The organism is Sphingobium jiangsuense, assembly GCF_014196495.1.
GTDB lineage: Bacteria > Pseudomonadota > Alphaproteobacteria > Sphingomonadales > Sphingomonadaceae > Sphingobium > Sphingobium jiangsuense.
The window spans coordinates 25783-50712 of the sequence record NZ_JACIDT010000007.1 but is presented as its reverse complement, the minus strand read 5'-3'; the positions used below and the strand labels follow the sequence as shown (position 1 = coordinate 50712).

Sequence of the window (24930 nt, the reverse complement as noted above, 5' to 3'; positions counted from 1 at the left end):
TCAGGCGTCCCTCGCAAGGCGGACGCCGGTGAACTGCCAACGCTGATGGGGGTAGAAGAAATTGCGGTAGCTGGCGCGCGCATGGCCGCGCGGGGTTGCGCAGCTGCCGCCCTTCAGCACGAACTGGCCGGACATGAACTTGCCGTTATATTCGCCCACCGCTCCGCTGGCGGGGGTGAAGCCGGGATAGGGCAGATAGGCCGAGCGGGTCCATTCCCACACGTCGCCGAACATCTGCCGTGGTCCTTCGCCGGGCCGGGAAGAGGGGGCTAGGCAGGGGCGCGGGTGAACCGGACCGGCCTCGTCGAGGAAATGGCCCTGCGCGGGGTCGAGGCGCGCGGCGGCAGCCTCCCATTCTTCCTCGGTCGGCAGGCGCGCGCCCGCCCATTGGGCGAAGGCGTCGGCCTCATAATAGCTGACATGGCAGACCGGCGCGGCGGGATCGATCTGCCGCGGCCCGTCGAGGCCGAAGCATTGGCGGAAAAGCCCGTCTTCGCCGCGCCGCCAATAGGCAGGCGCCTCGATGGCGTTGGCCTGCACCCACGCCCATCCGTCCGACAGCCAGAGCGAGGCCGTGCGGTAGCCGCCGTCGGCGATGAAATCCTGCCACTCGCCATTGGTGACGGGCCGGTCGGCGAGCGCATGGGGATGCAGCAGCACCTCATGGCGCGGCCCCTCGCAATCGAAGGCGAAGCCCGCGCCGTCATGGCCGACGGCGTGCCTGCCCGACCGGCCCGCGATCCAGCGAAGCGGTTCCGCCCGGCCCGGCAGCGTGCGCGCCTTGCGCGGCCAGATCGCGGGCAGCAGCGGGTTTTGCGCGAAGAGGTGGAGGATGTCGGTCAGCAGCAACTCCTGATGCTGCTCTTCATGATGGCAACCCAGTTCGAGCAGATCCCGCGCCCGCGTGGGCAGATGCGGCCACGCCCTCTCCACCGCCGCATCCACATAGGCGCGCCAGGCGATCACCTCGTCCAGCGAGGGTCGGGTGAGCATCCCCCGTGACGGCCGGGCGAGGCGGGCGCCCTCGGCCTCATAATAGCTGTTGAACAGGAACGGCCAGCGCTCGTCGTACAGGTCATGGCCCGGCACATGATCGCGCAGCACGAAGCTCTCGAAAAACCATGTGGTGTGCGCCAGATGCCATTTGGCGGGGGAGGCGTCCGGCATCGACTGGACGGTTGCATCGGCATCGGAAAGCGGCGCGACCAGATCGACCGTCCGCGCGCGCACCGCCCGGAAGCGGGCGAGGAGGGCAGGCGCGGGTTGGCCCGGCGGAGCGGATGGGGAGGCAAGCGCTTCGGGGCGAACGGTCATGTCTCGATCCTCAACATCATGGCGGCAGGCTTCGGGCGGCTTCGGTTCAATGAACGCGCGGAAGCGGCAAAGGCTGCACGATGGAGGAGAGGGAGGAAAGACGGGGCGGCGGCGGCCTGGACGGGAAGTCCCGTTCCCGGAAGCGGCGATGGTAGAATATGGGCGATGATGGAAAATGGTGCCGGCTAGAGGCTTCGAACCCCTGACCCCCTGATTACAAATCAGGTGCTCTACCAGCTGAGCTAAGCCGGCGCCGGTGCTTCCATGCAGAAAGGCCGGGCGAAGGTCCAGCAAAATCGGCAATGCGGCCGCCAAAGCGGCGTGCCCGTTAAAAAGGGCGGCGAATTCCTCCGCCGCCCCGTCATCCGCAAAAAGAAGAAGCCGGCGAGCGGCGGTCAGCGGCAGGTGCGCTTGGAATCCACGCTCTTGCCGATCAGGCCGCCGGCTGCGGCGCCCAGGATCGTGCCCATCGCGCGGTCGCCTTCCGTATCCACCGCGCGGCCGAGCAGCGCGCCGCCCGCCAGGCCGACGACTAGGCCGGTGGTGCCGTCCGACTTGCGGCAGTACATGCGCCCGTCGCGGCCGCGCCATTCCTTATAGGCATGTTTCTTGTGCGCGCGGGGGCGGGCGTCGGCCGCCTCCGGCACCAGCAGGGCCGGCGCCATCAGCGATGCCGCGACGGCAACGGCGAGGGAACGGCTCATCGGGAACTTGCGCATTGTGCGTCCTTTCATTTTCTTGTCATTAAGCGGCTTGAAAACGTAGGCCAGTGTAGCAAGGTTGCATGAACGCCATACAACGAGCGCGAATTGACGAAACGGCTGGCAGACAAGAAGGCACGGCCTGTCGCATGATCGCTTTTTTCAATCTGTGTGGCGCAAAAAAGTAATTTCACGATTTAATCCCTTGCTGCTAACAGCAGGGCATCAGTTTCAACCACGCCAGCAATGGAGTCCCAAATGGCTGTCATCAATACCGAGATCAAACCCTTTACCGCTCAGGCCTATAAGGACGGCAAGTTCATCACCGTCACCGATGCCGACGTGAAGGCGGCTGGCTGGTCGATCTTCGTTTTCTACCCCGCCGACTTCACCTTCGTCTGCCCGACCGAGCTTGAGGACCTCGCCGGTCTTTACGGCGAATTCCAGAAGCTGGGCGTCGAGATCTACTCGGTGTCGACCGACACGCATTTCAGCCACAAGGCCTGGCACGACACCTCGCCGGCGATCGGCAAGATCAAGTACACGATGATCGGCGACCCCTCGGGCACGCTCACCAACAATTTCGACGTGATGCGTCCGGGCGTCGGCCTCGCCGATCGCGGCACCTTCGTCGTCGATCCGCAGGGCGTGATCCAGGTGATGGAAATCACCAGCGAAGGCGTCGGCCGCAACGCGTCGGAACTGCTGCGCAAGGTGAAGGCCGCGCAATATGTCGCCGCTCACCCCGGCGAAGTCTGCCCGGCCAAGTGGGAAGAGGGTGAAAAGACCCTTGCCCCGTCGCTGGACCTGGTCGGCAAGATCTGATTTTCGTCAACCCTGCGCGGCGATGCCTTCCCGGCGTCGCCGCGCCCCGGCCGCCCGGTTTTGCCCACGCAAACAGCCTCCCGCAGCGGGAGGCAGGGGCGGCTTTTTTGCGCCCGTAATCGGCGCTCAGGAGGAATATGATGCTCGACACCGCAATGAAGGATCAGCTGAAAGGCTATCTGACCAACATCACCCAGCCGATCGAACTGGTCGCCTCGCTGGACGAGGGCGCGAAGTCGACGGAACTGGCAGGCCTGCTGGAGGATATCGCTTCCCTTTCCGACAAGGTGAGCTTCGTCCGCACCGGCACCGACGCCCGCAAGCCTTCCTTCCTGATCCGCCGGGCGGGCACGGATATCGGCGTGACCTTCGCCGGCATTCCGATGGGCCATGAATTCACCTCGCTGGTGCTGGCGCTGTTGCAGGTGGGCGGCCATCCGTCCAAGGCCGCGCCGGAACTGCTCCAGCAGGTGCGGGACCTGGACGGCGACTACAGCTTCGAAACCTATTTCTCGCTGTCGTGCCAGAACTGCCCGGACGTGGTGCAGGCCCTCAACCTGATGAGCGTGCTCAACCCGCGCATCAAGCATGTCGCGATCGACGGCGCGCTGTTCAAGGAAGAGGTGGACGCGCGCAAGGTGATGGCGGTGCCGACCGTCTATCTGAACGGCGAGCTGTTCGATTCGGGGCGCATGGAGCTGGCGCAGATCGTCGCGAAGCTGGATACCGGCGCCGCGGCCAAGGCGGCGGAAAAGATCGCCGCGAAGGAGGCGTTCGATGTCCTCGTCGTCGGCGGCGGCCCGGCGGGCGCGGCGGCGGCGATCTATGCTGCGCGCAAGGGCATCCGCACCGGCATTGCGGCGGAGCGTTTCGGCGGGCAGGTGCTCGATACCATGGCGATCGAGAACCTGATCTCCGTTCCGCACACCGAAGGACCGAAGCTGGCGTCCGCGCTCGAAACCCATGTGAGGGAATATGATGTCGACATCATGAACCTTCAGAAGGCGAAGAAGCTGATTCCGGCGGCCAGGCCCGGCGGCCTGATCGGCGTCGAGCTGGAGAATGGCGCGAAGCTGAAGGCCAAGACGGTCATCCTCACCACCGGCGCGCGCTGGCGGCAGATGGGCGTGCCGGGCGAGGACGACTATCGCAATCGCGGCGTCGCCTATTGCCCGCACTGCGACGGCCCGCTGTTCAAGGGCAAGCGCGTCGCGGTGATCGGCGGCGGCAACAGCGGCGTCGAGGCGGCGATCGACCTCGCCGGCATCGTCGCCCATGTGACGCTGATCGAGTTCGACGGCCAGCTCCGCGCCGACGAGGTGTTGCAGCGCAAGCTGCGCAGCCTGTCGAACGTCAAGGTCATCACCTCGGCGATGACGACCGAGGTGCTGGGCGACGGCGACAAGGTGACGGGCCTCAGCTACAAGGACCGCAACAGCGGCGACGTGCACCATGTCGAGCTGGAGGGCATCTTCGTCCAGATCGGCCTCGTGCCGAACACCGAATGGCTGAAGGACGACATCGCCCTGTCGCAGCGCGGCGAGATCGAGGTGGACGTGCGCGGCGCGACCTCCATGCCCGGTGTGTTCGCCGCAGGCGACGCGACGACGACGCCCTACAAGCAGATCGTCATCGCGATGGGCGAAGGCTCGAAAGCGGCGCTGTCGGCCTTCGATTATCTGATCCGTCAGGTGCCGGTGGACGAAAGCGGCGAGGCCGAGACGGCGACCGCCTCCGCCGCCGCCTGACCCTGGCTCTGGCCGGGACCCATGAGAATCCGGCCCGTATCGACCCTTTGGGGCAGGCGGGCCGGATTTTCGGAATTTTCGAACAGGCGGGTCAGGGTGGATTCGATCAGGGTGGCGATGGCCGACTGGCTCGCAAGGCCGCCCGAAATGAGGCAGCGGGCATGCAGCACCCGGCGGAACGCCTCATATCTGGCTTTTTCCGGCGGCGTGGGCGCGGTCCAGAACTGATCGAGCCGCCCCTGATGGGTGATGCCGGGAATGTCGTAGATCGCGCTGCCCAGCACGAACACCGGCGTGCCCGCCGCCAGCCCCAGCGTGCCCGACGTGCTGTTCACGGTCACCATGCCGAGGCTCTTGCGCGCCATGTGCTTGAGGTCGCCGCCGTCGACGTGGATCACCCTGTCCTCTATGCCCAGCCGACGCGCCTGCTTGCGGACATAGCCGAACCAGCTGCGATAGCTGCAGTCGAGCGGATGTTCCTTGATGACCAGCGTGGTGTTGGACGGGGCGTTGAGGGCGAAGCTTTCCATCACGTAGAGCGTCGCGTCCCGCATGCTGCTGAACGGCGAATGGGTGCGGATCTGGTAATCCGAGTTGAGCTGGAGCGGGAACAGGAAATAGGGCGTCCTGCCGACCGCCTGAAGCGATTTTTCCCTGCGCCCGCCGTTCATCCGCTCCCGCGCGAACTTGAGCAGCCAGCCGCCGCCTTCGGCCAGCAGCGACCCCGGCCGGTGCGAGCGGTAGAGCGGGAATTGCCAGCGGGTGAGGCAATCGGCCGCATAATAGCGGATGGAATCGCGCGCGCGCCGGTTGAAGCTGGCGGTAATGGGAATGGACGGCGGCACCGGCGGCAGCGTCTCGGCCTGCTGCATCAGCCAGTCGGGATCGCGCGACAGGGTGGAATTGCCGTTGACGCCATCGGGCTCCATCGTGATCCAGTGCGGGCGGATATAGCCTTCCTCGAACACGTGGATGCGCACGCCGCGCAGCTTGGCCATGCCGTGGGCGGCGTTGTGCAGCGGGCGGCAGTCGCCGAACAGCAGCATGTCGGTGATCGCATTGTCGCGGATATAATGATCGAAGAAGCGGTTCCAGCCCGCCTGGCTGCCCCGGTAGTTGACGGCCTTGCCCGGCCAGTCGACCCGGTCGCCGCCGTTGAAGTTGATCCGGTGGATGCCGTGGCCCTTCTTCACCAGTTCCTGGCCGAGCAGCCAGAAAAACGGTCCCGGAGGGCCCTGGAGGAACAGAAATTGCCGCGCCGCTGGAAGAGGCATGGTCATATCGCAAACCCCGATGGCGCCCGGTGTAAATGATACCGGGTTTCAGGCGGATAAACCGCGAATTGCCCGAACCTTTCCCCGCGATCGACCCAAAGAGGCTTCATGAAAAAGGGCAGATGGAAATTCATCGCAATGGCGCGCCGGTGGCCAAAGATATGAAATGGATGACGTGCTCGTCTTTCCATTGTTCCCCTTCTTCTGTGTCTATAATGACAGGCCGTTATCCATCTTTTCCTGATGGCTCGCAACCTGGGGGTACGGATCACCCCGGACAAACGCAACGCTCCATCGCAATTTTTGTTGCCGGAAATTTCCGTCCGGTGTCATTTTTGTGACTATCTGCCTTATGAAGGGCCGCCGGAATCGGGGCGTATCCTGCCGACGTCCCGCCAGGGCTGGCCGATCCACCGGCGCAGCCGGTCGCGGATCGCCCAGAGCATCGGGATGCGCCGCTCGGCGATGCCCGGCAGGCTGAGGATGTCCCCGCCCAGCCACGGGATGAACGGGTTGCGGCGGCTATAGGCCCAGATCTCGATCCGCATCGACGGGCGCAGCGCCTGCCCGCGGGCGTGGAAGCCGCAGGTGTCGACGACCACCAGCGTATTGGCGGGCACGGTGAAGGCGACCGGGTCGGGCAGGCCGAGCCGGGGCAGCTCCTCCGCCCCTATGCGCATGGAACCGCGCGCGGACAGCCGGTCCACCCCTTCGGGCGCGGCCAGCGCCTTTTCATGTTCCCAGGCGAGCCGTTCGGGCGTCAGCCGGTGCGAGCCCGGCACATAGGTCAGCGGGCCGTCCTCCGCCGCCACGTCGGTCAGGAAATACCAGGCCTTCATCGTCGGATGGAAGGTGTCGGCGTGGAGGTGGGTCTGCGGGTCGGCCGGGGCGTCGAGCCGGTGGGTCAGGATGGTCTGGATATAATAGAGCGGCTCCACCCGGAAACCGGCGACATAGTGCATCAGCCGGGTCCAGCGCGGCGCGCGGAGGAGGGCGCGCAGCGCCGGTATGTCGCGCAGCATCTCCGCGTCGATCGCGATGCGGCGGGTGATGGCGTCGCCCTGCACCATCTCCCGCGCGGGCGAGACGCGCGCCAGCACCGCCTCGCGCAGCGCGGCGAACTGGTCGGCGGGCAGGAAGCCGGGCACCAGCACATAGCCCTGTTCCCCGAACTGCGCCCGTTCCGACGCCTCCAGCCGCTTGCCCAGCCGCGCCCGGCGCAGCGCGGCGAGCGCATGGACGATGCGGACGCGGGCGCGGTGCAGCCCCTTGCGGTTGAGCCGCTTCGAACCGATCAGCGGATTGTCGCAAAAGGATTTCGCGCCCGTCAGCAACTGGGCGGTCCACCAGGGCAGGGCAAGCCAGCGCAAGGGCGAATGTTTCGACGCGCCTGTCATTCCTCCCCTTTGAGACGGAGACTTCCTTGTGTAAAGGGGGCGCGTCGGGAATGTCCGATTTGCTGCTGCGCCGGGTCCATGAACAGTTTTTCCATCCGCCCCTCCGCCGATTGTCCGCCTCCGCCCGAAGGGAAGCCCGTGGCCTGGAACCGCCATGATCGCTGAGTTCCGCCCGCCGGCCAGCAAGGAAAGCGCGCGCCTGCGCCTCTATCTGGTCGGGCTGGTGCTCGATATGTGGGCGATGCTGGCCGCCTTCATCCTCGCCAACTGGCTGGTGCTGGGGTCGCCCTGGGGCGAGCCGGGCAAGCCGCACGGCATCGCGATCTTCACCCTGCTCGCGCCGATCTATGCGCTGCTGGCGATCAACAGCGGCGCCTATGGCATCCGCATGCTCGGCCATGTGCGCACCAGCGCCGCCCATGCGATCATGGCGCTGGCGCAGGCGGTGCTGGTGGCGCTGCTGCTGGTGTTCTTCGCCAAGGTGGGCGCGCAATTGTCGCGCCTGACGCTGGTGGTGGGCAGCCTGCTTTCCGCCTTCGGCCTTGTCGGCAGCCGCTTCGTGGTGACGGCGCTGGCGCGGCGCGTGCTGGGCGCGGTGCCGGTGATGGAATTGTTCATCGTCGACGGCGTGCCGCTGCCCAGGCTGCGTCCCTCCATGGCGGTGCTCGATGCGGCGCGCGCAGGGATAGATCCCAGCGAGCATGACGCGGCGATGGCGGAAAAGCTGGCCCTGGCGGTCGGCGGGGCCGAGCATGTGGTCGTCGCCTGCCCCAGCGAGAAGATCGAGGACTGGAGCATCGCGCTCAAGTCCCTGTCGGCGCGGGGCGAGATATTGGTGCCCGAACTGGCGCGGTTCGCGCCCGCGCGGGGCGGGACCTTCCAGCATCAGCCCACCGTCGTCGTCGCCGGGGGCCCGCTGTCCTTCCGCGACCGCATCATCAAGCGCATCTTCGACGTGGCGGTGTCGCTGGCGGCGATCCTGATCCTGTCCCCGGTGCTGCTCGCCACCGCGATCGCGGTGAAGCTTTCCAGCCCCGGCCCGGTATTCTTCCGCCAGATCCGGCTGGGGCGGGACGCGCGGCCGTTCCGCATCTACAAATTCCGGTCGATGCGCACCGACATGTCGGATTTCCGCGCCGACCAGCTGACGCAGCGGGACGACCCCCGCGTCACCCGCGTCGGCGCGTTCATCCGTCGCACCAGTATCGATGAACTGCCGCAGCTTTTCAACGTGTTGCAGGGCGATATGAGCATGGTCGGCCCGCGTCCCCATGCGCCGGGGGCGAAGGCGGCGGATTCCCTCTATTGGGAGGTCGACCAGCGCTATTGGGCGCGCCACTGCATCAAGCCGGGCATCACCGGCCTCGCCCAGATACGCGGCCATCGCGGCAATACCGAAGCGCATGAGGACCTGATCCTGCGTCTCCAGTCCGATCTCGAATATGTGACCGACTGGTCGATCTGGCGCGACATACGGATCATGGTGGCGACGGCGGGCGTGCTGGTCCACCATAATGCGTATTGATCTGCCGCCCGCAGTTGATATGGGCGGGATATCGGCACGGGAGTGAGGGACGGATGATTACCGCGCAGCGGGCGATGAAGGCCGCGGGCAAATATATGTCGCGGGGCGCGCTGGCGGCCCGTGCGCGTCTGGGCGCGCGGGCGCGGCGGCTCTGCCCGGCCTGCGCGGGATCGGTGGTCGGCTTTTTCCGCTATGGCGACAATCGCGAATGGGGGTGCCCGGCCTGCGGCGCCTCGCCGCGCGAGCGGCTGGTCAACTATCTGATTGCGCGCGGCCAGCTGACCTTGCCCAGGGGCGGGTCGGTCCTGCACATGGCGCCCAACGAAGCCAGCCTCGTCCGCCGGTTCCAGGCGGCGGCGGGGGAGTATGTACCCGCCGATATCGACCCGTCCCGCTATGCCGTGCCCGGCGTGCGGCAGGTGGACCTGATGGAGATCGGCGCGGCGAACCGCTTCGACCTGTTCTACGCCAGCCATGTGATGGAGCATGTGCCCGACGACGCGCATGTGCTGCGCCAGATTTTCGCCGCGCTGAAGCCGGGCGGGGAGGCGTGGCTGATCGTGCCGCTGTGGGATGCGCCGACCGAGGACGGCGCGCCCGCCATGACCGCGCGGGAGCGGGAGCGGCGCTTCGGCCAGTGGGATCATGTCCGCCAATATGGGCTGGACTTCGCCGACCGCATCCGCGCGGCGGGGTTCGAGGTGGACCTGCTGCGCGCCGGGGATTGCGCCGCCGACGATGTGGCGCTGATGGCGCTCGACGACATCATCTTCCGCGCGCGCAAGCCGACGGCGCAGGGATAAGCGGCTCCGGTGCGCGCCCTCTTCGCGGCCGGCGAGCGCTCCCTGCCGGTGCTGACGCTGGCGAAGCTCGCCAATGTCGCGCTGTCGATGCTGTGGGGCTTTGCCGTCACCTTCGTGTTCGTGCGGGCGCTGCCGGGCGCGGAGTTTCAGGCGTTCCTGCTGCTGATCGCGTTCAATAACTTCACCCAGTCGGCGGAATTCGGCCTCACCAACGTGATCTATGCCCGGCTGCGGCGCTGGTGGCTGGCGCGCGGCGGAGCGGGGGACGAGGGGAGTGGGCAGGGCGGCGATTTCCGGCGGGAGGAGATCGGCGTGCTGTTCCTGTTCCTGGGCACGCTGGTCGTCGGCGGCGGGCTGGCGGTCGCGGCGGCGATCCGGGCCGGGTGGATCGGCACGGAGCTTCCGGCGATATTCCTGATCTTCTTCTTCGCCTCCGCGCTCAATGTGCTGCTGCTGCTCGCCAAGCGGGCGCTGGCCGCCGTCGACCGCAACCTGCTGTGGGAGGCGCTGGACTGCGTGCGGCGGGTGCTGGGCCTCGCGATCCTGCTCGCGGTGCTGGCCGGGTTCGACCTGATGGCGTCGGTGTCGCTGCAACTGCTGCTGAATTGCGGCGCGGCGCTTGTCGGCATGGTGCTGATCGCGCGGCGGACGGCCATGCGCACTCGCCAATGGTTCGCCTGGCGCGTGGGCGGGGGGCATGTGCGCCGCACCTATTTGCGCGATATCGGCGCGTCGGCGGCGCTGACGCTGAGCGAGGTCGCCGCCTATAACGCGCCCTATTTCCTGATCGCGGCGCTGGCCCATGACGCGCGGCTGATGCTGCTGTTCGACTTCGTCTTCAAGATGATCCGTTCCGTCACCACCGCCACCCGCGCGACGATAGAGGGGGCGTTGCCGCGCCTCACGCGCAGCTGGTTCGCGGGCGACCGCGCCGCCTTCCGCCGCGGGCTGGCGCGCGCGCTGGCCGTGGCGCTGGGGGTGGCGCTGTGCGCGGACGTGCTGCTGCTGGCGGTCGGGCAACGGCTGTTCGCGCTGCTGTTCGACGGGCGTGCCGCGCTCGGCATGGGTGAATTGCTGCTGCTGTGCGCGCTGCTGCTGGTGCTGGCGACGATCTGCACCTCGGTCTATGTGCAGGGCGCGCTGGGGCGGTTCGGGCCGCTGCTGCGCCAGTCCTTGCCCTTCCTGGCCGGGTCGCTCGCCAGCGTGCCGCTCGCGCTCGGCCTGCACGGAGATACGGGACTTTCCTACATGGCGATCTACATGCTGGTTTTCGCGGGAACCGCGTTGCTGCATGCCGCAGCGCTGCGACGGCTGGCGAGGAGCCTCTAGAATGCATATCGCGATGCTGGATCCGTCCCTGTTCACCGGCCGCTATGACGACAGCCTGTGCGCGGCGCTGGCGGCGCGCGGGCATGAGGTGGTGCTGCACGGCCGCCCGATGCGCGACACCGATGCGATCGAACCGCACGGCTATCGCTATGCCGCGCGCTTCTTTCCGCTGGCCGAGCGGGCGCGGGGCCTGCTGGGCGAAGGCGCGCTGTTTCGCGGGGCCAAGGCGCTGGAATATTGCGCGCAGGCGCGGCTCGGCGGGTTGGGGGACATGGCGGCGGCCGATGTCGTCCATGCGCAATGGCTGCCTTTTCCGCCCGCCGACCGGCTGCTGATCGGGCGGCTGGCGGGCCGGGCGAAGTGGCGTCCGGCGCTGGTCCACACCGTGCACAATGCGTCGGCCTATCATGGCGACAGCGGCGCGCAGGCGGCGGGCTATCGCGCGCTGCTCGACCGGTTCGACGCGCTGATCGTCCATGGCGAGGAGACGCGCGCGGCGATGATCGCGCAGGGCGTGGCGGCCGAGCGGCTGCACATCGTGCCCCATCCGCCGATGGAGCTGGCGCGGGCCGGCGATGCCGATCTTGCGCAGGTGCCGGACCCGCGTGGCCCACGCATCCTCTTCTTCGGGACGATCCGGCCCTATAAGGGCTTCGACCTGCTGATCGACGCCTGCCTTGCGCTCTGGCGCGCGGGGCTGCGGTTCGAGCTGGCGGTCGCGGGCAAGCCGTTTCTGGATGTCGCGCCGCTGCTCGACCGGGTGCGGGCGGAGGGCTTCGGGGACAGGCTGGTGCCCGACCTCGGCTTCCTGACCGAGCAGCGGCTGGACGCGCATTTGCGCAAGGCCGATATCATCGCCTTTCCCTATCGCCATATCGACAGCAGCGGGGCGTTCCTCTCCGCGCTGCATTATGGCAAGGCGATGGTGGCGACGCGGGTGGGCATGTTCGCGGCGCTGGCGGAGGGGGACGCCGCCCTCTGCGCGCCGGAGGATGCGGAGGCGTTGGCGCAGGCGTTGCGCGGGCCGGTCGAGGATGCGGCCTTGCGCGCGCGGCTGGGCGCCGGGGCGCTGGCAATGCGCGCGCAACTGGGGCAATGGAGCGACGCCGCGGAGGGAACGCTGCGCGCCTATCAACAAGCGGTCGAAAAGGTGAAACAGGCATGAGTTCGGGACGGATCGCGCGGGAAATGTCGCGGCGCTGGCTGGGCGCGCGGCTGGCGCTGGCGGGACGCATCCACCAATATCCCGAAATATGGGCGCTGCGCCGCTTTCTGGAGGCGTTCGCCATCGACGCGCTGATCGACGTCGGCGCCAATGAAGGCCAATATGCGCAGACCGCCCGCAAGGATGCGCGCTTTGCCGGCCATATCTTCTCGTTCGAGCCGAACCCGGACGTGTTCGCGATCCTTTCGGCCAAGGCGGCGCGCGACCCGCGCTGGCATGTGTTCAACATGGCGCTGTCCGATTTCGACGGCACGGCGGAATTCAACATCATGGCCGCGCATCAGTTCAGCTCTCTGGTGAAGCCGTCCGACACGCTCGATCCCGTGTTCGTCGAGCGCAACCGGGTGGAGCGCACCGTCGCCATGCAATGCCGCAGGCTGGACGGCATGCTGGACGAGTTGCTGCGTCCGCACGGCCTGTCGCGGCCTTTCCTGAAGATGGATACGCAGGGCCATGACCGCTCCGTCTGCGAAGGGGCGGGCGCGCGGCTGGCGGATATGCTGGGCCTCCAGACCGAGCTGGCGGTGCGGCCCCAATATGCGGGTGCGGCCGACTATCGCGCGATGATCGGCTATCTGGAGGGGAAGGGCTTCGTCCCCAATGCGATGTTCGCCAACAACAAGGGGCATTTCCCGACCCTGGTGGAGATGGACGGCATCTTCCTGCGCGCCGACCTGGCCGGCGACGGGGCGGTCAGCGCATGACGGGATCGCGCCCTTCCTGGCTGCTGCTGATTTCCGGCGCGCTGATCCTGCTGTGGGCGGGGCTGGCATGGGTGGCCGAGATCCTGCTGCGCGACGGGCAGGCGATCGCCTATTATCTGTTCCGCACGCAGGATGTGCAGGCGCTGCTGATGGGCGGCGGGGCGCTGATGCTCGCCGGGCTGTTCGCCGGCGGCGGGCGGACAGGGACGAACTGGCGCTGGGCGCGGGACGGCCGGATGGTCGGCGCGCTGATCCTCCTCTTCGCCCTGCTCGCCTGGTCGGGCAATTACTGGCTGCTCGAAGGCTATGCGCTCTCGCGCGACGAACAGGTCGCCAAATTCGGCGCCGCCGCGATGGAACAGGGCTGGCTCGGCTGGCAGATACCGAGGCAATGGGTCGAATATCGCCGGGCGATCATGCCGGAATTCTTCTCTCCCTTCGGCGCCGATCATGTCTGGTCGTCGGCCTATCTGCCGCTCAACTCCGCCTTCCGCGCCTTCTGGGGCCTGGTGGCGGACGAGGCGCTGGCGGGGCCGGTGCTGCTGGTCGCCGGGCTGACGGCGCTGTGGCGCGTGGCGCTGCGGCTGTTCCCCGACCGGCCGGATGCGGTGGCGGTGACGCTGCTGATGGCGCTCTGCTCGACGCAGCTGCTCGTCACCGGGATGACGCCCTATGCGATGACCGCGCATTTCGCGCTCAACATGGTGTGGCTGGCGCTGGTGCTGCGGGGCGGGGCATGGGGCCATGGCGCGGCGGGGCTGGTCGCGCTGATCCTCGCGGGGCTGCATCAATATCATTATCCGTTCCCGTTCCTGCTGCCGTTCCTGTTCTGGTTCGCGCTGGGGCGGCGCTGGGGGGCGCTGGCCTTCCATGCGGGCGTGCTGGGGCTGGCGATCCTGATCTGGGCGAAGCTGTGGCCTTCCATGCTCGCCGACCTGTTCGGTCCGCCCGCCGACATACGCCCGTCCGCCGGTGTGGCGGACAAGGTGGACAGCCTGTTCGACCGGCTGATCGCGCGATGGCATCCGCTGCTGCACCTCTCCCGCTTCCTCGCGTGGAACAACCTGCTGCTGGTGCCGCTGGCGCTGGTCGGGCTGGGGCGGATGGACTGGCGCAGGGCGCTGCGCGGCGAGCATGTCGCGCTGCCGCTGGCGATGGGGGCGTTCGGCATGGCGGCGCTGGCGATGGACCAGGGCTATGGCTGGGGCTATCGCTATCTGCACGCCTTCCTCGGCAGCTTCGCGCTGCTGGCCGGTTATGGCTGGACGAAGCTGCGGCGTCCCGGCGGGGAGGCGCGCTCGCCGCTGCTCGCCGCGTCGGTCGTCGTCGCGCTGCTGACCGGCAGCTTCCTGATGGCCCGCGCGCATCATTATGTCGTGCCCTATGCCGCCGCGCACCGGCTGATCCTGTCCGCCGACGCCGACGTCGTGCTGGTCGATCCGCGCGGCGGGCGCTTCGTCACCGATCTGGCGCGCGGGCGGGAAGGAGTGCCCGTCGGGCGGCCGATGGTGATGGCGCTGGGACAGCTGGACGAGGAACTGGTCGATCATCTGTGCGACCGCTACAGCATCGCGATTTTCGACAGCAGCGCGTTCCTGCCGATGGGCCTCAGCGCGGTGCCGTGGGACAGCGAGCCCATCGCCGACCTGCGCGCGCATATGGAAAAGCGTGGCTGCGGACGGACGCTGGCGCCTGCGCTGGAATGACCGGCAAGGCTGCGTTTATTGCAATGCGGCCGGTCCTGATTGCATGCAAAAGCAGGAAAAGCAGGGTTGATAGCGTTGTCTGCCTGCCCTAGCTGAGAGTTTGTTTGCGCCGCAGCAAAAAGGCGCGCCATCAAAGGACAGGCCCATTTCCGTTTCCGCCGCCCAATTCCGCCTCGTGCTCTTTTCCCTCGCCATGGGGGGCTTCGCGATCGGCACCACCGAATTCGCGGCGATGAGCCTCGTTCCCTATTTCGCGCCCGCGCTCGGCATAGACGAGCCGACCGCCGGCCATGTCATCAGCGCCTATGCGCTGGGCGTGGTGGTGGGCGCGCCGATCATCGCGGTGCTGGCGGCGAAGGTCGCGCGGCGCACGCTGCTGATCGGCCTGATGGCGATGTTCGCGCTCGGCAATGCGCTGAGCGCGCTCGCGCCGGGCTATGAAACGATGCTGCTGTTCCGGTTCCTGAGCGGCCTGCCGCACGGGGCCTATTTCGGCGTCGCGGCACTGGTCGCGGCGGATCTCGCGCCGCCGTACCGGCGGGCGCAGGCGGTTTCCCTGGTGATGGCGGGGCTGACCATCGCCACGGTCGCGGGCGTGCCGGTCGCCAACTGGCTGGGGCAGGCGATAGGCTGGCGTTCCGGCTTCGCGATCGTCGCGGTGCTGGCGCTGGCGACGGCGCTGCTCGTCACCCTGTTCGCCCCGCGCGACAGGGCGCCCGAAGGGGCCAGCCCGTTGCGCGAGCTGGGCGCATTGCGGCGGCGGCAGGTGTGGCTGACGCTGGCGGCGGGCGCGATCGGCTTCGGCGGGCTGTTCTGCGTCTACACCTATGTCGCCTCTACCATGCTGGAGGTGACCGGCGTGTCGCCTGCGCTGGTGCCGGTGATATTGGCGGTGTTCGGCCTCGGCATGACACTGGGCAATCTGTTCGCCGGATGGGCGGCGGACAAGGCGCTGATGCGCACGGCGGCGGGCATGTTCCTGTTCAGCGCGCTGGCGCTGGCGCTCTATCCCTTCGCCGCGCACCATATCGGGCTGCTGGCGCTCGACATCTTCGCCATCGGCATGGGCGGCGGCGTGGGCGTGGTGCTCCAGACGCGGCTGATGGACGTGGCGGGCGAGGCGCAGACGCTGGCGGCGGCGCTGCACCACAGCGCCTTCAACGTCGCCAATGCGCTCGGCCCGTGGCTGGGCGGCCTCGCCATCGCCCATGGCTATGGCTGGACGTCGACCGGCTGGGTCGGCAGCCTGCTCGCGCTGGGCGGCGTGGCGATATTGGGTGCGGCCGCCTATGATGCGCGTCACACGCTGCGCAAGCCCGCCTATTGCTGAGGCGGGCCGGAGCTTTCCTTCGCCGCCGATGAGGCGCCCTCCTGCGCGGACCAGACCCGCTTGCCGCCCAGCCAATGCTCGGCGGGCCGGGTCTGCGCGATTTCGGCGGGGGAGGCGATGCTGATGTCGCGGTCGATCAGCAGAAAGTCGGCCCATTGCCCCGGCTCCAGCGCGCCGACCCGCTTTTCGCCCTGAAGCGCGAAGGCCGCGTCCCGCGTCGCGGCGGCGAAGGCCTGTTCGAAGCGCAACTGCTCGCCCGCCGGGGGAAGGCCGCCAAAGGGCTCGCCGGTCGCGTCGGCGCGGCTCATCGCGGCGGCGATCGCGACGAAGGGGGAAGGCACGCCGCCCGCCGCCCAGCCGCCGAGCGCCAGCCGGTTGCCGCCCGCGCTGAGGCCGGAGAGGGGGAGCAGCGCCCGCTCATTCCCTAGCCGGCGCAGCAGCACCGCGCCGTCCTCGGCCAATTGTCCGGGCCGCACCGTCAGCAGCGCGCCCCTTTGGGCGAGCGCCGCCCGGTCGGCCGGGTCGACCAGCTCCGCGCCCTCGATCCGCCAGCGTCGGTCGCCCTCATAGGTCGCGGCCAGCTCGGCGATCGCGTAGAGCGCCTCGTCCACCGCCGCGTCGCCATGGGCGGACAGCGCGATCTGGAAGCCGTCCATCGCCGCGCGGCTCATCTGGTTGCGCAGGCGGGTGGAGTCGATCCGCGCCATGCCCTTTTCGCCCGGCGCGTCGGCATAGGGCGCCTTCAGCCAGGCGGTGCGCGTCGAAAGGCCGCCGTCGATCGCGAAATGCACGCCCGTCAGGCGCAGCCGGTCGTCATAGAGCCAGGGCGTCGGCGCGGGCCCGGCGATGGTCGCCATGGCATCGATGCCGTCCGCATAGCCGATGATGCGCAGGCGCAGCGCGCCCCGGTCGCCCGCGCGGCGATAGGATTGCCAGTCGTGGATGCCGGTCCCCATATCGGCGACCGTGCCGATGCCCGCCGCAAGGAACAGCGGCTGCGCCTTGTCGAGCGCGATGTCGCGATCCTTGGGCGCGGGCGGCGGGACGATCCGCCCGATCAGCTCCATCGCCGTGCCCGCGAAGAGGCCGCTCGGCTTGCCGCCCGCCATTACGATCCGCCCGCCGGCGGGGGCCTTGCTGGCGGCGGTGATGCCCGCCTGCCGCATCGCGAGGCTGTTGGCCCAGCCCATCTGCCCGTCCGCGCTTTCCAGCCAGACCGGGATATCGGCCGCCACGGCGTCGAGATCGGCGGCGGTGGGCAGCGGCGCGTCGTCCCAGCGGGCCGGATCCCAGCCCCGGCCCAATATCCATTTGCGCCCGCCATTGTCGCGCGCATGGGCGGCGATCTTCGCCTGCGCCTGCGCCAGCGAGCGCGTGTCCGAAAGGTCGAGCGTCATCCGCGCGATGCCGGTCGCGATCACCTCCGTATGCGCATCGACGAAGGACGGGATCAGCGTCCGCCCTTTGGCGTCGAGGCGATAGGCGAGGCGGTCGGGGCGCTTCTCTCCCTCCGTCAGTCGCCGTTCGACGCGGCCGTCGCGGTCGATCAGCAGGCCGGTGAAATGAGCGAGCCTGCCGTCCGCGCCGACCGCGAGGCCGTTCACATTGTCGATGAGGCCGCTGGTCGGCGGCGGGGCGTCGTCCTGCTTCGGCTTCTTGCGGGCCGGGGCGGGCGAAGCCGTCAGCAGCAGGGCAAGGCCGAGAGCCGCACCCCAATATCGGGCAGCGGGGGAAAGGCTCACTTGCGGGTGATCCTCCGCACCAGTGCGCTGGTATCCTGCCGCCCGCCGCCCATCGCCTGCACATCGGCATAGAATTGATCGACCAGCGCCGTCAGCGGCAGCGTCGCGCCGTTGGCGCGCGCTTCCTCCAGCGCGAGGCCGAGGTCCTTGCGCATCCAGTCGATCGCGAAGCCGAAGTCGAATTCGTCGCGCGCCATGGTCGGCCAGCGATTGTTCATCTGCCAGCTTTGCGCGGCCCCGCCGGAAATCGCCTCCAGCACCTTGTCGAGGTCGAGATCGGCCGCCTGCGCGAAGCGCAGCCCTTCGGACAGCCCCTGGAGCACGCCCGCGATGCAGATCTGGTTCACCATCTTGGCGGTCTGGCCCGCGCCCGCCGGGCCGATATGGACGACGCGCGCGCTATAGGCGGCCATCGCGATGCGGGCGGCGGCGACCGCCGGTTCGGTGCCGCCGCACATCACCGAGAGCGTGCCGTTCTCCGCGCCCGCCTGCCCGCCGGAAACGGGCGCGTCGACGCAATGCAGCTCCCGGCTCTCGCCCTCGACGTAGAGCTGGCGCGCGATACGGGCCGATACGGTCGTGTGGTCGATGAACAGCGTGCCCTTGCCCATGGTGCGGAAGGCGCCGTCCCTGCCCAGCGTCACCGCCGCGAGATCATCGTCGTTGCCGACGCAGCTGATGACGATATCCGCGCCCTGCGCCGCCTGCGCCGGGGTGACGGCGACTTCGCCGCCGTAATTTTCGACCCAGGCGCTGGCCTTGGCCATGGTGCGGTTGAAAACGATCAGGTCATGCCCGGCTTTCGCCAGATGCCCCGCCATCGGGCCACCCATGACGCCCAGTCCGATAAACGCTATTTTTGCCATTGGGGGTGCATAGACTTTCTTGCCGCCAAAGCCTAGGGCAGCTGTGCACTTAATCACTTACGGTAATCGAGAAAGGATATCACCCCCGATGAAGCATGGGACCAGCCTTCGCAAAGTTGACGCCGCGGCAGGGCTGCCGGTGTCGATTGCCGATGTGCGCGCGGCCCATGAGCGAATTAGGGGCTCGATCGTCCGCACGCCGACGCTGCGCAGCCATACGCTCTCGCAGCTCGCCGGCGCCGAAATCTGGCTGAAGTTCGAAAACCTCCAGTTCACCGCCGCCTATAAGGAGCGCGGGGCGCTCAACTGCCTGTTGTCGCTCAGCCCGGACCAGCGCGCCAAGGGCGTGATCGCCGCCTCGGCGGGCAATCATGCGCAGGGCCTCGCCTATCATGGCGCGCGCCTCGGCGTGCCCGTCACCATCGTGATGCCGGTGCCGACGCCGATCATCAAGGTGACGCAGACCGAGGGCCATGGCGCGACCGTGGTGCTGCACGGCGAGAAGTTCGAGGAAGCCTATGCCCATGCCCGCCGTCTGGAGGCGGAGCAGGGGCTGACCTTCGTGCATCCGTTCGACGACCCGTCGATCATCGCGGGGCAGGGGACGGTCGCGCTCGAAATGCTGGAGGACGCGCCGGAGATCGACACGCTGGTCGTGCCGATCGGCGGGGGCGGCCTTATTTCCGGCATGGGCACCGTCGCGCGCGGCATCCGTCCGGGGATCGGGCTGATCGGCGTGCAGGCGGAGCTGTATCCGTCGATGTACGACCTCGTGAAGGATGCCGCGCTGCCGTGCGACGGCGACACGCTGGCCGAGGGCATCGCGGTGAAGGAGCCGGGTGCGCTGACCCGCCGCTTCGTCGAGGCGCTGGTGGACGACGTGCTGCTGGTGAGCGAACGCAGCCTCGAACAGGCGGTCAGCCTGCTGGTGCAGATCGAAAAGACCGTGGTCGAGGGCGCGGGCGCGGCGGGGCTTGCCGCCGTGCTGGATCACAAGGAGATGTTCGCCGGGCGCAAGGTCGGCCTGATCCTGACCGGCGGCAATATGGACACGCGGCTGCTCGCCAATGTGCTGCTGCGCGATCTCGCCCGGTCGGGACGGCTGGCGCGCCTGCGCATCCAGTTGCAGGACCGGCCCGGCACGCTGTTCCAGGTGTCGCGCATCTTCGACGAACAGTCGGTCAACATACTGGAACTGGCGCACCAGCGCATCTTCACCAATCTGCCCGCCAAGGGGCTGTCGCTCGACGTGGAATGCGAAACCCGCGACGCCGCCCATCTCGAACGGCTGATCGGCGCGCTGCGGGATGCGGGATATGAAGTGTCGCCGGTCGAGTTGGCGTGATCGGGGCGGGGCGGCAGGGCCGCCCCGGCCTGTTCGGAAGGCTGCCGGAGGGCGGGGTGCTCCCCGCCGTCCGGCGCCATCTTTCCTTAACCAGTTTTGCCTAGGAAAAAGGCTGCCGGAAATCGCTGTGCCCCTGAAACAGCGGTCTGAAAACAGGCCATAAATCTTTTTATGGTAAATCTTCTTTTAATGGGGCGGGGGATCGGCATAGTATCTTCATGACGACAGCCGGTGTCGCCTCTGGCACCAACAAGAGGATTGCAAGAGTTGAGCGCGCCGTTCCGCTTTCCCCGCTTCTTCGTGACGAGCCCCAGCCCTTGCCCCTATCTGCCGGGGCGGAGCGAGCGCAAGGTGTTCACGGAGCTGTCGGGCGACCATGCGGGCGAGCTGAACGACGCGCTGGGGCGCATCGGTTTCCGCCGCAGCCAGAACGTCGCCTACCGGCCGAGCTGCGCCGATTGCACCGCTTGCGTTTCGGTGCGCATCGTCGCGGGGGAATTCCGCCCCAATGCCAGCCAGCGAAAGCTGCTGCGCCGCAACAGCGATCTGGTCGTCACCGTGTGCAAGCCCTGGTCGACCGAAGAGCAATATGCGCTGCTGCGCCGCTATCTTCAGGCGCGGCATCCCGGCGGCGGCATGACCGGCATGGACGAGATGGACTATGCCGACATGGTCGAGCATTCGCCGGTCGAAAGCTATATCATCGAATATCGCGAACCGTCATCGGAAGAGGGCGTGCCCGGCCGTCTCATCGGCGCCTGCCTGACGGACCGGCAGGGCGACGGCCTCTCGATGATCTACAGCTTCTTCGAGACCGAGGAAGAGGGCCGCCCCGGCATGGGCAATTACATCATCATGGACCATATCGCGCGCGCGGCGAAATCCGGCCTGCCCTATGTCTATCTCGGCTATTGGGTCGAAGGGTCGAAGCGGATGCAGTACAAGGTCCGCTATCAGCCGCTCGAAAAGCTTGGCCCCGCCGGCTGGGTCCGCTTCGACGGGGAGCAGACGGCGGCCGCCGCGCCCGCCGACAACCCGCTGCGCGACATGGTGACGCAGGCGGCGCAGCCGGCCGGGCGCAATCCGGGCCGCATCGGCGTGCAGGAACTGGCGGAACTGTTCCGCAAATAGGCGCCGGTTCGGGCCGGGCGTCGTCTCGCTCGCGCCACGCGGCGAGCCCTTCACCCGGCTTCGGAACAGACCCTGTCGGGATAGGCGGCGGCTTCGCGGCCCGGCCGCGCGGCGTCGCCGCTCCGGTTCCGTGCGCTTTGCCCGGCTGTGACTGGCGACGCCCAGGGCGCATGATAGCGCGCCGCCACCGCGACCTCGGACGCCTCCAGCAACACCTGCCACAGGCGGGTGAACGGCCCCTGCTTTCTGGCATCATCGATCATGCGAGTGTCTCCCTTCTCGTCGTCCGGTTGGCGGGACGCGGCGCACCGGGGAGGTAGCGCGAACGGCGAGGCTATTGGCGCTAAAATTGGCAGTGGAAGCGACTATATTTCGCGTTATATGCACAGATATGCGAAAAATGATCGAACTCGATGATTTCGACCGGCGGCTGATCGAGCTGGTGCGGCGCAACAATCTGGAACCCGCGCGTATCCTTGCGGACAAGCTGGGCCTGTCCATCTCGGCGGTGCTGCGGCGGCTGCGGCGGTTGCGGGAGGAGAAGGTGATCGTCGCCGACGTCGCGATCGTCGATCCCGCGCTGACCGGTTCGGCGCTGACCATGCATGTGCTGGTGCGGATGAAGGAGGCCGGGCGGCGCGCGCTCGACGCCTTCGCGCGCGACATTACCCGCCATCGCGAGGTCACCGGCGCGTGGGAGGTGACGGGCGATGATGATTATGTGCTGAAGATCCAGGTGGGATCGATGGAGGAATATGACGCCTTCACCCGCCGCGCGCTGGACGAGGATGCCGGGGTGCTGGCGTTCAAGACCCTCATCACCATCCGCACCGTGGTGGAGGACGACCTGTCCGCCCGGCCGTTGCTGGTGGGGTGAGGATATGGGGCCGTTATCCGTTCCGGCCGATCGAATTCGGCTCACGCGGAGACGCGGAGCAGAGCGACCGAGCCGCAAGCTGCCTATGTCTTGCTATATGTTGCGTGGCTCGGCCAAGAGAGGGAGCGAAACGCTTCGCGTGTCTCTGCGTGAACTCTCCCTATTACCCCTGCGTGGAGGGAACAGGTAGACGGATGCTTTCGGCTGAAAGCTAACGTCAATCCTCCCCTCCTCTTCAAGGGAGGGGACCGAGGGGTGGGTGGCGCCGCTGGACACAGAGGCTAGTTTTTGGGGATAGACCCCACCCCAATTCCTCCCCTGAAGGGGAGGGGCTTGTTGTCGTATAACCACCCCCAACCCGCCATCTCTATCGCGTCATGCCAGCGCAGGCTGGCATCTCAGGAGGCGGCGCGCGACATGGCCTGCGCCCTCAGCCTGCGCTGGGGTGACGGTAAAGCGAAGGTCCGTTAACCACCCCAAAACCGCCTTTCGGCAGACGGCAAAAAAAAAGCCCGGAAGCGCTTCCGCCTCCGGGCTTTCCGGTGATTTCATCAGCCCTCAGGCCGCCACGTCATAGGGGACGATTTCCCCTTCCAGATAGAGCTTGCGCGCCTTGGAGCGGCTGAGCTTGCCGGAGCTGGTGCGCGGCAGGGTGCGCGGGGGGACCAGTTCGACCACGCAGTTCATGCCGGTGATCGCGCGCACCCGCTCGCGGATCTGCTCGCGCAGCTTCGCGCGCTCTTCCGTGTCGGAGGTGCGGCAATGGACCAGCACGGCGGGGGCCTCCTCGCCGCCCGGCGTGGTGATGGAGAAAGCGGCGATGTCGCCCTGCTTGAAGCCGGGCAGTTGCTCCACCGCCCACTCGATATCCTGCGGCCAGTGGTTGCGGCCGTTGATGATGATCATGTCCTTGGCGCGGCCGACGATGTAGAGATAGCCGTCCGACATATAGCCCATGTCGCCGGTGTCGAGCCAGCCGTCCTTCATGCAGGCGGCGGTCGCTTCCTCGTCGCGATAATAGCCGACCATCAGCGACGGGCCGGTGGTCCACACCTTGCCGATCTGCCGTTCGGGCAGCACGCCGCCATCCTCGTCGCGGATCTCGACGACCATGTCCTTCACCGGCTTGCCGCAATTGACGATCGCGCGATAGCGCTGCGGCCGTCCTTCGGCCACGTCGCCGCCGGAAAGCTCGGTTTCCTCGACCAGCTCGACGACGATGCCCTCGCCCGGCGGCATGATCGTCACCGCCAGCGTGCTTTCGGCAAGGCCGTAGCTCGGCAGGAAGGCGCTGGGTGAAAAGCCCGCATCGGCGAATGCGTCGACGAAGCTCTGCATCACGTCGGGGCGGATCATGTCCGCGCCGTTGCCCGCGAGGCGCCAGCGGGAAAGGTCGAAGCGGTCCGACGCGCGCGTCTGGCTCGACATGCGGCGGGCGCAGATGTCGTAGCCGAAGGTCGGCGAATAGCTGATCGTCGTGCCTTCGTTGCGGGTGATGAGATCGAGCCACGCCAGCGGACGGCGGGCGAAATCCTCGGTCTTGAGATAATCGACCGTCACCTGGTTGGCGACCGGCGATAGGAAGCAGCCGACCAGCCCCATGTCGTGATACCAGGGCAGCCAGCTGATGCAGCGGTCCTGCGGTTCCAGCTTCATGCCGTGCGAATGGGCGGACAGGTTCGACAGCAGCGCCTTGTGCGTCACCGCGACGCCATGGGGGAAGCGGGTCGAGCCGCTGCTATATTGCAGATAGGCGATGTCGTCGGTGTCGGCCTGCGGCAGGCGGCAGGGCGCCGCCTCGCGCGCGAGGAAGCCTTCATAGTCCATCGGCTCGACGCCGTTCTGGCGCGCGGCCTCGCTCGCCATTTCGGACAGCTCGCCGGGGAAGAACAGCATCTTCGGGTCGCAGCTGTTCAGCTGGACCGAAAGCTGGTCGATATAGCTTTCCTTGCCGCCGAAGCTGGTCGGCAGCGGCAGCGGCACCGGCCAGGCGCCCGCATAGATCACGCCGAAGAACAGCTGCGCGAATTCCGGCCCGGTTTCGGCGACCAGCGCGATGCGGTCCTGCGGCTGGATGCCGTGGGCGATCAGCCGATAGGCGCAGGCGATCGCGTCCGAACGCAGCTCGCTATAGGGATAGGCGCGGGTCAGCGTGCCGCGCGGATCGTGGAAATTGAACCCGCGCGTGCCGCCCGCCGCATAATCGAGCGCCTCGCCCATGGTCGCGAAATCGGAAAAACGGCGGGGGAGGGCATCCTGCGTCGGCAGCGGCTTCAATGCGCTCTCGCCGGCCTGCGCCTGACCGACAGGCGTGGAAGCCGGCTTTGCCAGAACCTGCATGTCTGTCATCTCAATCTCTGCCAATTAGTTGTTCCTTCGCTGGGCCTTTCGGGCCATTCCTTCTTTAAGAAGAGAGCGACGCCCCTATGTCTTTCCTCTTCGCATGTCCAACCTTGACTGATGATGACTGAAAGTCAGGTCGGCACAGGACGCCCTTCTAGCGCATAAGACAAGTTCAAAATCAGACCCGAGTGTGGCACAAAAGTGGCGCATGACACGATATGGTAAAGAAAAGCGGCGATCCTGTCTCGATTCCGCGTCGCTGCGCGATCTGGCGCTAACCTATGTTGGTCGTTTCGCGACCAGCCGGACGCGGCTGGCCCGCTATCTCGACCGCAAGCTGGCCGAGCGCGGCTGGGAGGGGGAGGAGGAGCCGGATGTCGAGGGGCTCGTCGCCCGCTTCGCGGAACTGGGCTATGTCGATGACGGCGCCTATGCGCGGATGAAGGGCGCGTCGATGGAGCGGCGGGGGCTGGGCGCGCGGCGGATCGGCGCGACCCTGCGCGCCGACGGCATCGGCGAGGCGGAGCGTCTGGCGACAGAGGAGCAGGCGCGCGCGGGCGCTTGGGATGCCGCCGACATCTTCGCGCGGCGCAAGCGGATCGGCCCCTATGCGGGGCAGCGGCCCGACCCGAAGCTGCGCGAGCGGCAACTGGCGGCCTTCCTGCGCGCGGGCCACAGCATGGATGTCGCCCGCATCTGGGTCGACGCCGCGCCGGGCGATGTGCCGCCACGGGAGGAGGATTGA

The 24930-nt window shown here is 67.6% G+C and carries 21 protein-coding genes and 1 tRNA gene; 13 read left to right on the top strand and 9 right to left on the bottom strand.

Going from position 1 to position 24930, the window contains the following annotated elements:
• The 3 genes from egtB to GGR43_RS11070 all read right to left on the bottom strand — a co-directional run bounded on the left by egtB (position 1) and on the right by GGR43_RS11070 (position 1979).
• Positions 1 to 1314 carry an ergothioneine biosynthesis protein EgtB gene (gene egtB, locus GGR43_RS11080; RefSeq protein WP_188072024.1) on the bottom strand — a complete coding sequence of 438 codons (1314 nt, stop codon included), beginning with the start codon at positions 1312 to 1314 and terminating at the stop codon, positions 1 to 3.
• A 176-nt stretch (positions 1315 to 1490) separates the two neighbouring features.
• A tRNA-Thr gene (locus GGR43_RS11075) sits at positions 1491 to 1566 on the bottom strand.
• A gap of 143 nt (positions 1567 to 1709) precedes the next feature.
• Positions 1710 to 1979: a glycine zipper 2TM domain-containing protein gene (locus GGR43_RS11070; RefSeq protein WP_246343644.1), complete on the bottom strand. Its 270-nt coding sequence runs from the start codon at positions 1977 to 1979 to the stop codon at positions 1710 to 1712.
• A 294-nt stretch (positions 1980 to 2273) separates the two neighbouring features.
• Here GGR43_RS11070 and ahpC point away from each other — a divergent pair, with 294 nt between their 5' ends.
• Together ahpC and ahpF are read left to right on the top strand one after the other, a co-directional pair.
• Entirely contained in the window at positions 2274 to 2840 is a 567-nt protein-coding gene (ahpC, locus tag GGR43_RS11065; RefSeq protein WP_188072022.1) for an alkyl hydroperoxide reductase subunit C, read from the top strand.
• A gap of 140 nt (positions 2841 to 2980) precedes the next feature.
• Positions 2981 to 4588 carry an alkyl hydroperoxide reductase subunit F gene (gene ahpF, locus GGR43_RS11060; protein ID WP_188072186.1) on the top strand — a complete coding sequence of 536 codons (1608 nt, stop codon included), beginning with the start codon at positions 2981 to 2983 and terminating at the stop codon, positions 4586 to 4588.
• Here the strand turns inward: ahpF and GGR43_RS11055 are convergent.
• On the bottom strand, positions 4528 to 5868 hold the full coding sequence (locus GGR43_RS11055) for a capsule biosynthesis protein (RefSeq protein ID WP_188072021.1): 1341 nt from the start codon (positions 5866 to 5868) through the stop codon (positions 4528 to 4530). The genes ahpF and GGR43_RS11055 overlap by 61 nt on opposite strands.
• 344 nt (positions 5869 to 6212) lie before the next feature.
• Positions 6213 to 7259 (bottom strand): phytanoyl-CoA dioxygenase family protein, encoded by a 1047-nt coding sequence (locus tag GGR43_RS11045; protein ID WP_188072019.1) that lies wholly within the window; start codon positions 7257 to 7259, stop codon positions 6213 to 6215.
• Positions 7260 to 7413: 154 nt separating this feature from the next.
• Between GGR43_RS11045 and GGR43_RS11040 the strand changes: the two genes are divergently transcribed.
• The 7 genes from GGR43_RS11040 (at position 7414) to GGR43_RS11010 (ending at position 15881) form a co-directional block, all read left to right on the top strand.
• Positions 7414 to 8784 carry an exopolysaccharide biosynthesis polyprenyl glycosylphosphotransferase gene (locus GGR43_RS11040; protein ID WP_188072018.1) on the top strand — a complete coding sequence of 457 codons (1371 nt, stop codon included), beginning with the start codon at positions 7414 to 7416 and terminating at the stop codon, positions 8782 to 8784.
• Between the two features lie 53 nt (positions 8785 to 8837).
• Positions 8838 to 9587, top strand: coding sequence for a class I SAM-dependent methyltransferase (locus tag GGR43_RS11035; RefSeq protein WP_188072017.1), 750 nt, complete (start codon positions 8838 to 8840; stop codon positions 9585 to 9587).
• 9 nt (positions 9588 to 9596) lie between these two features.
• The gene (locus tag GGR43_RS11030) at positions 9597 to 10916 is read left to right on the top strand and encodes a hypothetical protein (protein WP_343054482.1); all 1320 of its coding nucleotides are present in this window, start codon (positions 9597 to 9599) and stop codon (positions 10914 to 10916) included.
• Between the two features lies 1 nt (position 10917).
• The gene (locus GGR43_RS11025; protein ID WP_188072016.1) at positions 10918 to 12081 is read left to right on the top strand and encodes a glycosyltransferase family 4 protein; all 1164 of its coding nucleotides are present in this window, start codon (positions 10918 to 10920) and stop codon (positions 12079 to 12081) included.
• A complete protein-coding gene (locus tag GGR43_RS11020; protein WP_188072015.1) occupies positions 12078 to 12845 on the top strand; it encodes an FkbM family methyltransferase in 768 nt (255 codons plus the stop codon). The genes GGR43_RS11025 and GGR43_RS11020 overlap by 4 nt, the downstream gene beginning before the upstream one ends.
• On the top strand, positions 12842 to 14551 hold the full coding sequence (locus tag GGR43_RS11015) for an MFS transporter (RefSeq protein ID WP_188072014.1): 1710 nt from the start codon (positions 12842 to 12844) through the stop codon (positions 14549 to 14551). Before GGR43_RS11020 ends, GGR43_RS11015 begins: the two co-directional genes overlap by 4 nt.
• A 193-nt stretch (positions 14552 to 14744) precedes the next feature.
• Entirely contained in the window at positions 14745 to 15881 is a 1137-nt protein-coding gene (locus tag GGR43_RS11010) for an MFS transporter (protein ID WP_188072013.1), read from the top strand.
• On the opposite strand, the gene GGR43_RS11005 is transcribed toward GGR43_RS11010, so the two are convergent.
• Together GGR43_RS11005 and GGR43_RS11000 are read right to left on the bottom strand one after the other, a co-directional pair.
• Positions 15872 to 17623 (bottom strand): amidohydrolase, encoded by a 1752-nt coding sequence (locus GGR43_RS11005; RefSeq protein ID WP_343054481.1) that lies wholly within the window; start codon positions 17621 to 17623, stop codon positions 15872 to 15874. The genes GGR43_RS11010 and GGR43_RS11005 overlap by 10 nt on opposite strands.
• Positions 17620 to 18489 carry an NAD(P)-dependent oxidoreductase gene (locus tag GGR43_RS11000; RefSeq protein ID WP_188072012.1) on the bottom strand — a complete coding sequence of 290 codons (870 nt, stop codon included), beginning with the start codon at positions 18487 to 18489 and terminating at the stop codon, positions 17620 to 17622. Before GGR43_RS11000 ends, GGR43_RS11005 begins: the two co-directional genes overlap by 4 nt.
• An 88-nt stretch (positions 18490 to 18577) precedes the next feature.
• On the opposite strand from GGR43_RS11000, the gene GGR43_RS10995 reads away from it, so the two are divergent.
• Together GGR43_RS10995 and GGR43_RS10990 are read left to right on the top strand one after the other, a co-directional pair.
• A complete protein-coding gene (locus tag GGR43_RS10995) occupies positions 18578 to 19834 on the top strand; it encodes a threonine ammonia-lyase (RefSeq protein WP_188072011.1) in 1257 nt (418 codons plus the stop codon).
• Between the two features lie 267 nt (positions 19835 to 20101).
• Positions 20102 to 20965 (top strand): arginyltransferase, encoded by an 864-nt coding sequence (locus GGR43_RS10990; protein WP_188072010.1) that lies wholly within the window; start codon positions 20102 to 20104, stop codon positions 20963 to 20965.
• A 50-nt stretch (positions 20966 to 21015) separates the two neighbouring features.
• On the opposite strand, the gene GGR43_RS10985 is transcribed toward GGR43_RS10990, so the two are convergent.
• A complete protein-coding gene (locus GGR43_RS10985) occupies positions 21016 to 21228 on the bottom strand; it encodes a hypothetical protein (protein ID WP_188072009.1) in 213 nt (70 codons plus the stop codon).
• A gap of 137 nt (positions 21229 to 21365) precedes the next feature.
• Between GGR43_RS10985 and GGR43_RS10980 the strand changes: the two genes are divergently transcribed.
• Positions 21366 to 21842, top strand: coding sequence for an Lrp/AsnC family transcriptional regulator (locus tag GGR43_RS10980; protein WP_246343612.1), 477 nt, complete (start codon positions 21366 to 21368; stop codon positions 21840 to 21842).
• Between the two features lie 558 nt (positions 21843 to 22400).
• Here GGR43_RS10980 and GGR43_RS10975 read toward each other — a convergent pair.
• Complete coding sequence (locus GGR43_RS10975) at positions 22401 to 24182, bottom strand: fatty acyl-AMP ligase (protein ID WP_188072007.1); 1782 nt, start codon at positions 24180 to 24182, stop codon at positions 22401 to 22403.
• Positions 24183 to 24393: 211 nt separating this feature from the next.
• Between GGR43_RS10975 and GGR43_RS10970 the strand changes: the two genes are divergently transcribed.
• Positions 24394 to 24930: a regulatory protein RecX gene (locus tag GGR43_RS10970; protein ID WP_188072006.1), complete on the top strand. Its 537-nt coding sequence runs from the start codon at positions 24394 to 24396 to the stop codon at positions 24928 to 24930.

Bases quoted from the DNA above. Each gene is read 5' to 3' on its own strand.
- egtB (WP_188072024.1), bottom strand. From the start codon at position 1,314: ATGACCGTTCGCCCCGAAGCGCTTGCCTCCCCATCCGCTCCGCCGGGC.
- GGR43_RS11070 (WP_246343644.1), bottom strand. From the start codon at position 1,979: ATGGCGCCGGCCCTGCTGGTGCCGGAGGCGGCCGACGCCCGCCCCCGC.
- ahpC (WP_188072022.1), top strand. From the start codon at position 2,274: ATGGCTGTCATCAATACCGAGATCAAACCCTTTACCGCTCAGGCCTAT.
- ahpF (WP_188072186.1), top strand. From the start codon at position 2,981: ATGCTCGACACCGCAATGAAGGATCAGCTGAAAGGCTATCTGACCAAC.
- GGR43_RS11055 (WP_188072021.1), bottom strand. From the start codon at position 5,868: ATGACCATGCCTCTTCCAGCGGCGCGGCAATTTCTGTTCCTCCAGGGC.
- GGR43_RS11045 (WP_188072019.1), bottom strand. From the start codon at position 7,259: ATGACAGGCGCGTCGAAACATTCGCCCTTGCGCTGGCTTGCCCTGCCC.
- GGR43_RS11040 (WP_188072018.1), top strand. From the start codon at position 7,414: ATGATCGCTGAGTTCCGCCCGCCGGCCAGCAAGGAAAGCGCGCGCCTG.
- GGR43_RS11035 (WP_188072017.1), top strand. From the start codon at position 8,838: ATGATTACCGCGCAGCGGGCGATGAAGGCCGCGGGCAAATATATGTCG.
- GGR43_RS11025 (WP_188072016.1), top strand. From the start codon at position 10,918: ATGCATATCGCGATGCTGGATCCGTCCCTGTTCACCGGCCGCTATGAC.
- GGR43_RS11020 (WP_188072015.1), top strand. From the start codon at position 12,078: ATGAGTTCGGGACGGATCGCGCGGGAAATGTCGCGGCGCTGGCTGGGC.
- GGR43_RS11015 (WP_188072014.1), top strand. From the start codon at position 12,842: ATGACGGGATCGCGCCCTTCCTGGCTGCTGCTGATTTCCGGCGCGCTG.
- GGR43_RS11010 (WP_188072013.1), top strand. From the start codon at position 14,745: ATGGGGGGCTTCGCGATCGGCACCACCGAATTCGCGGCGATGAGCCTC.
- GGR43_RS11000 (WP_188072012.1), bottom strand. From the start codon at position 18,489: ATGGCAAAAATAGCGTTTATCGGACTGGGCGTCATGGGTGGCCCGATG.
- GGR43_RS10995 (WP_188072011.1), top strand. From the start codon at position 18,578: ATGAAGCATGGGACCAGCCTTCGCAAAGTTGACGCCGCGGCAGGGCTG.
- GGR43_RS10985 (WP_188072009.1), bottom strand. From the start codon at position 21,228: ATGATCGATGATGCCAGAAAGCAGGGGCCGTTCACCCGCCTGTGGCAG.
- GGR43_RS10980 (WP_246343612.1), top strand. From the start codon at position 21,366: ATGATCGAACTCGATGATTTCGACCGGCGGCTGATCGAGCTGGTGCGG.
- GGR43_RS10975 (WP_188072007.1), bottom strand. From the start codon at position 24,182: ATGCAGGTTCTGGCAAAGCCGGCTTCCACGCCTGTCGGTCAGGCGCAG.
- GGR43_RS10970 (WP_188072006.1), top strand. From the start codon at position 24,394: ATGACACGATATGGTAAAGAAAAGCGGCGATCCTGTCTCGATTCCGCG.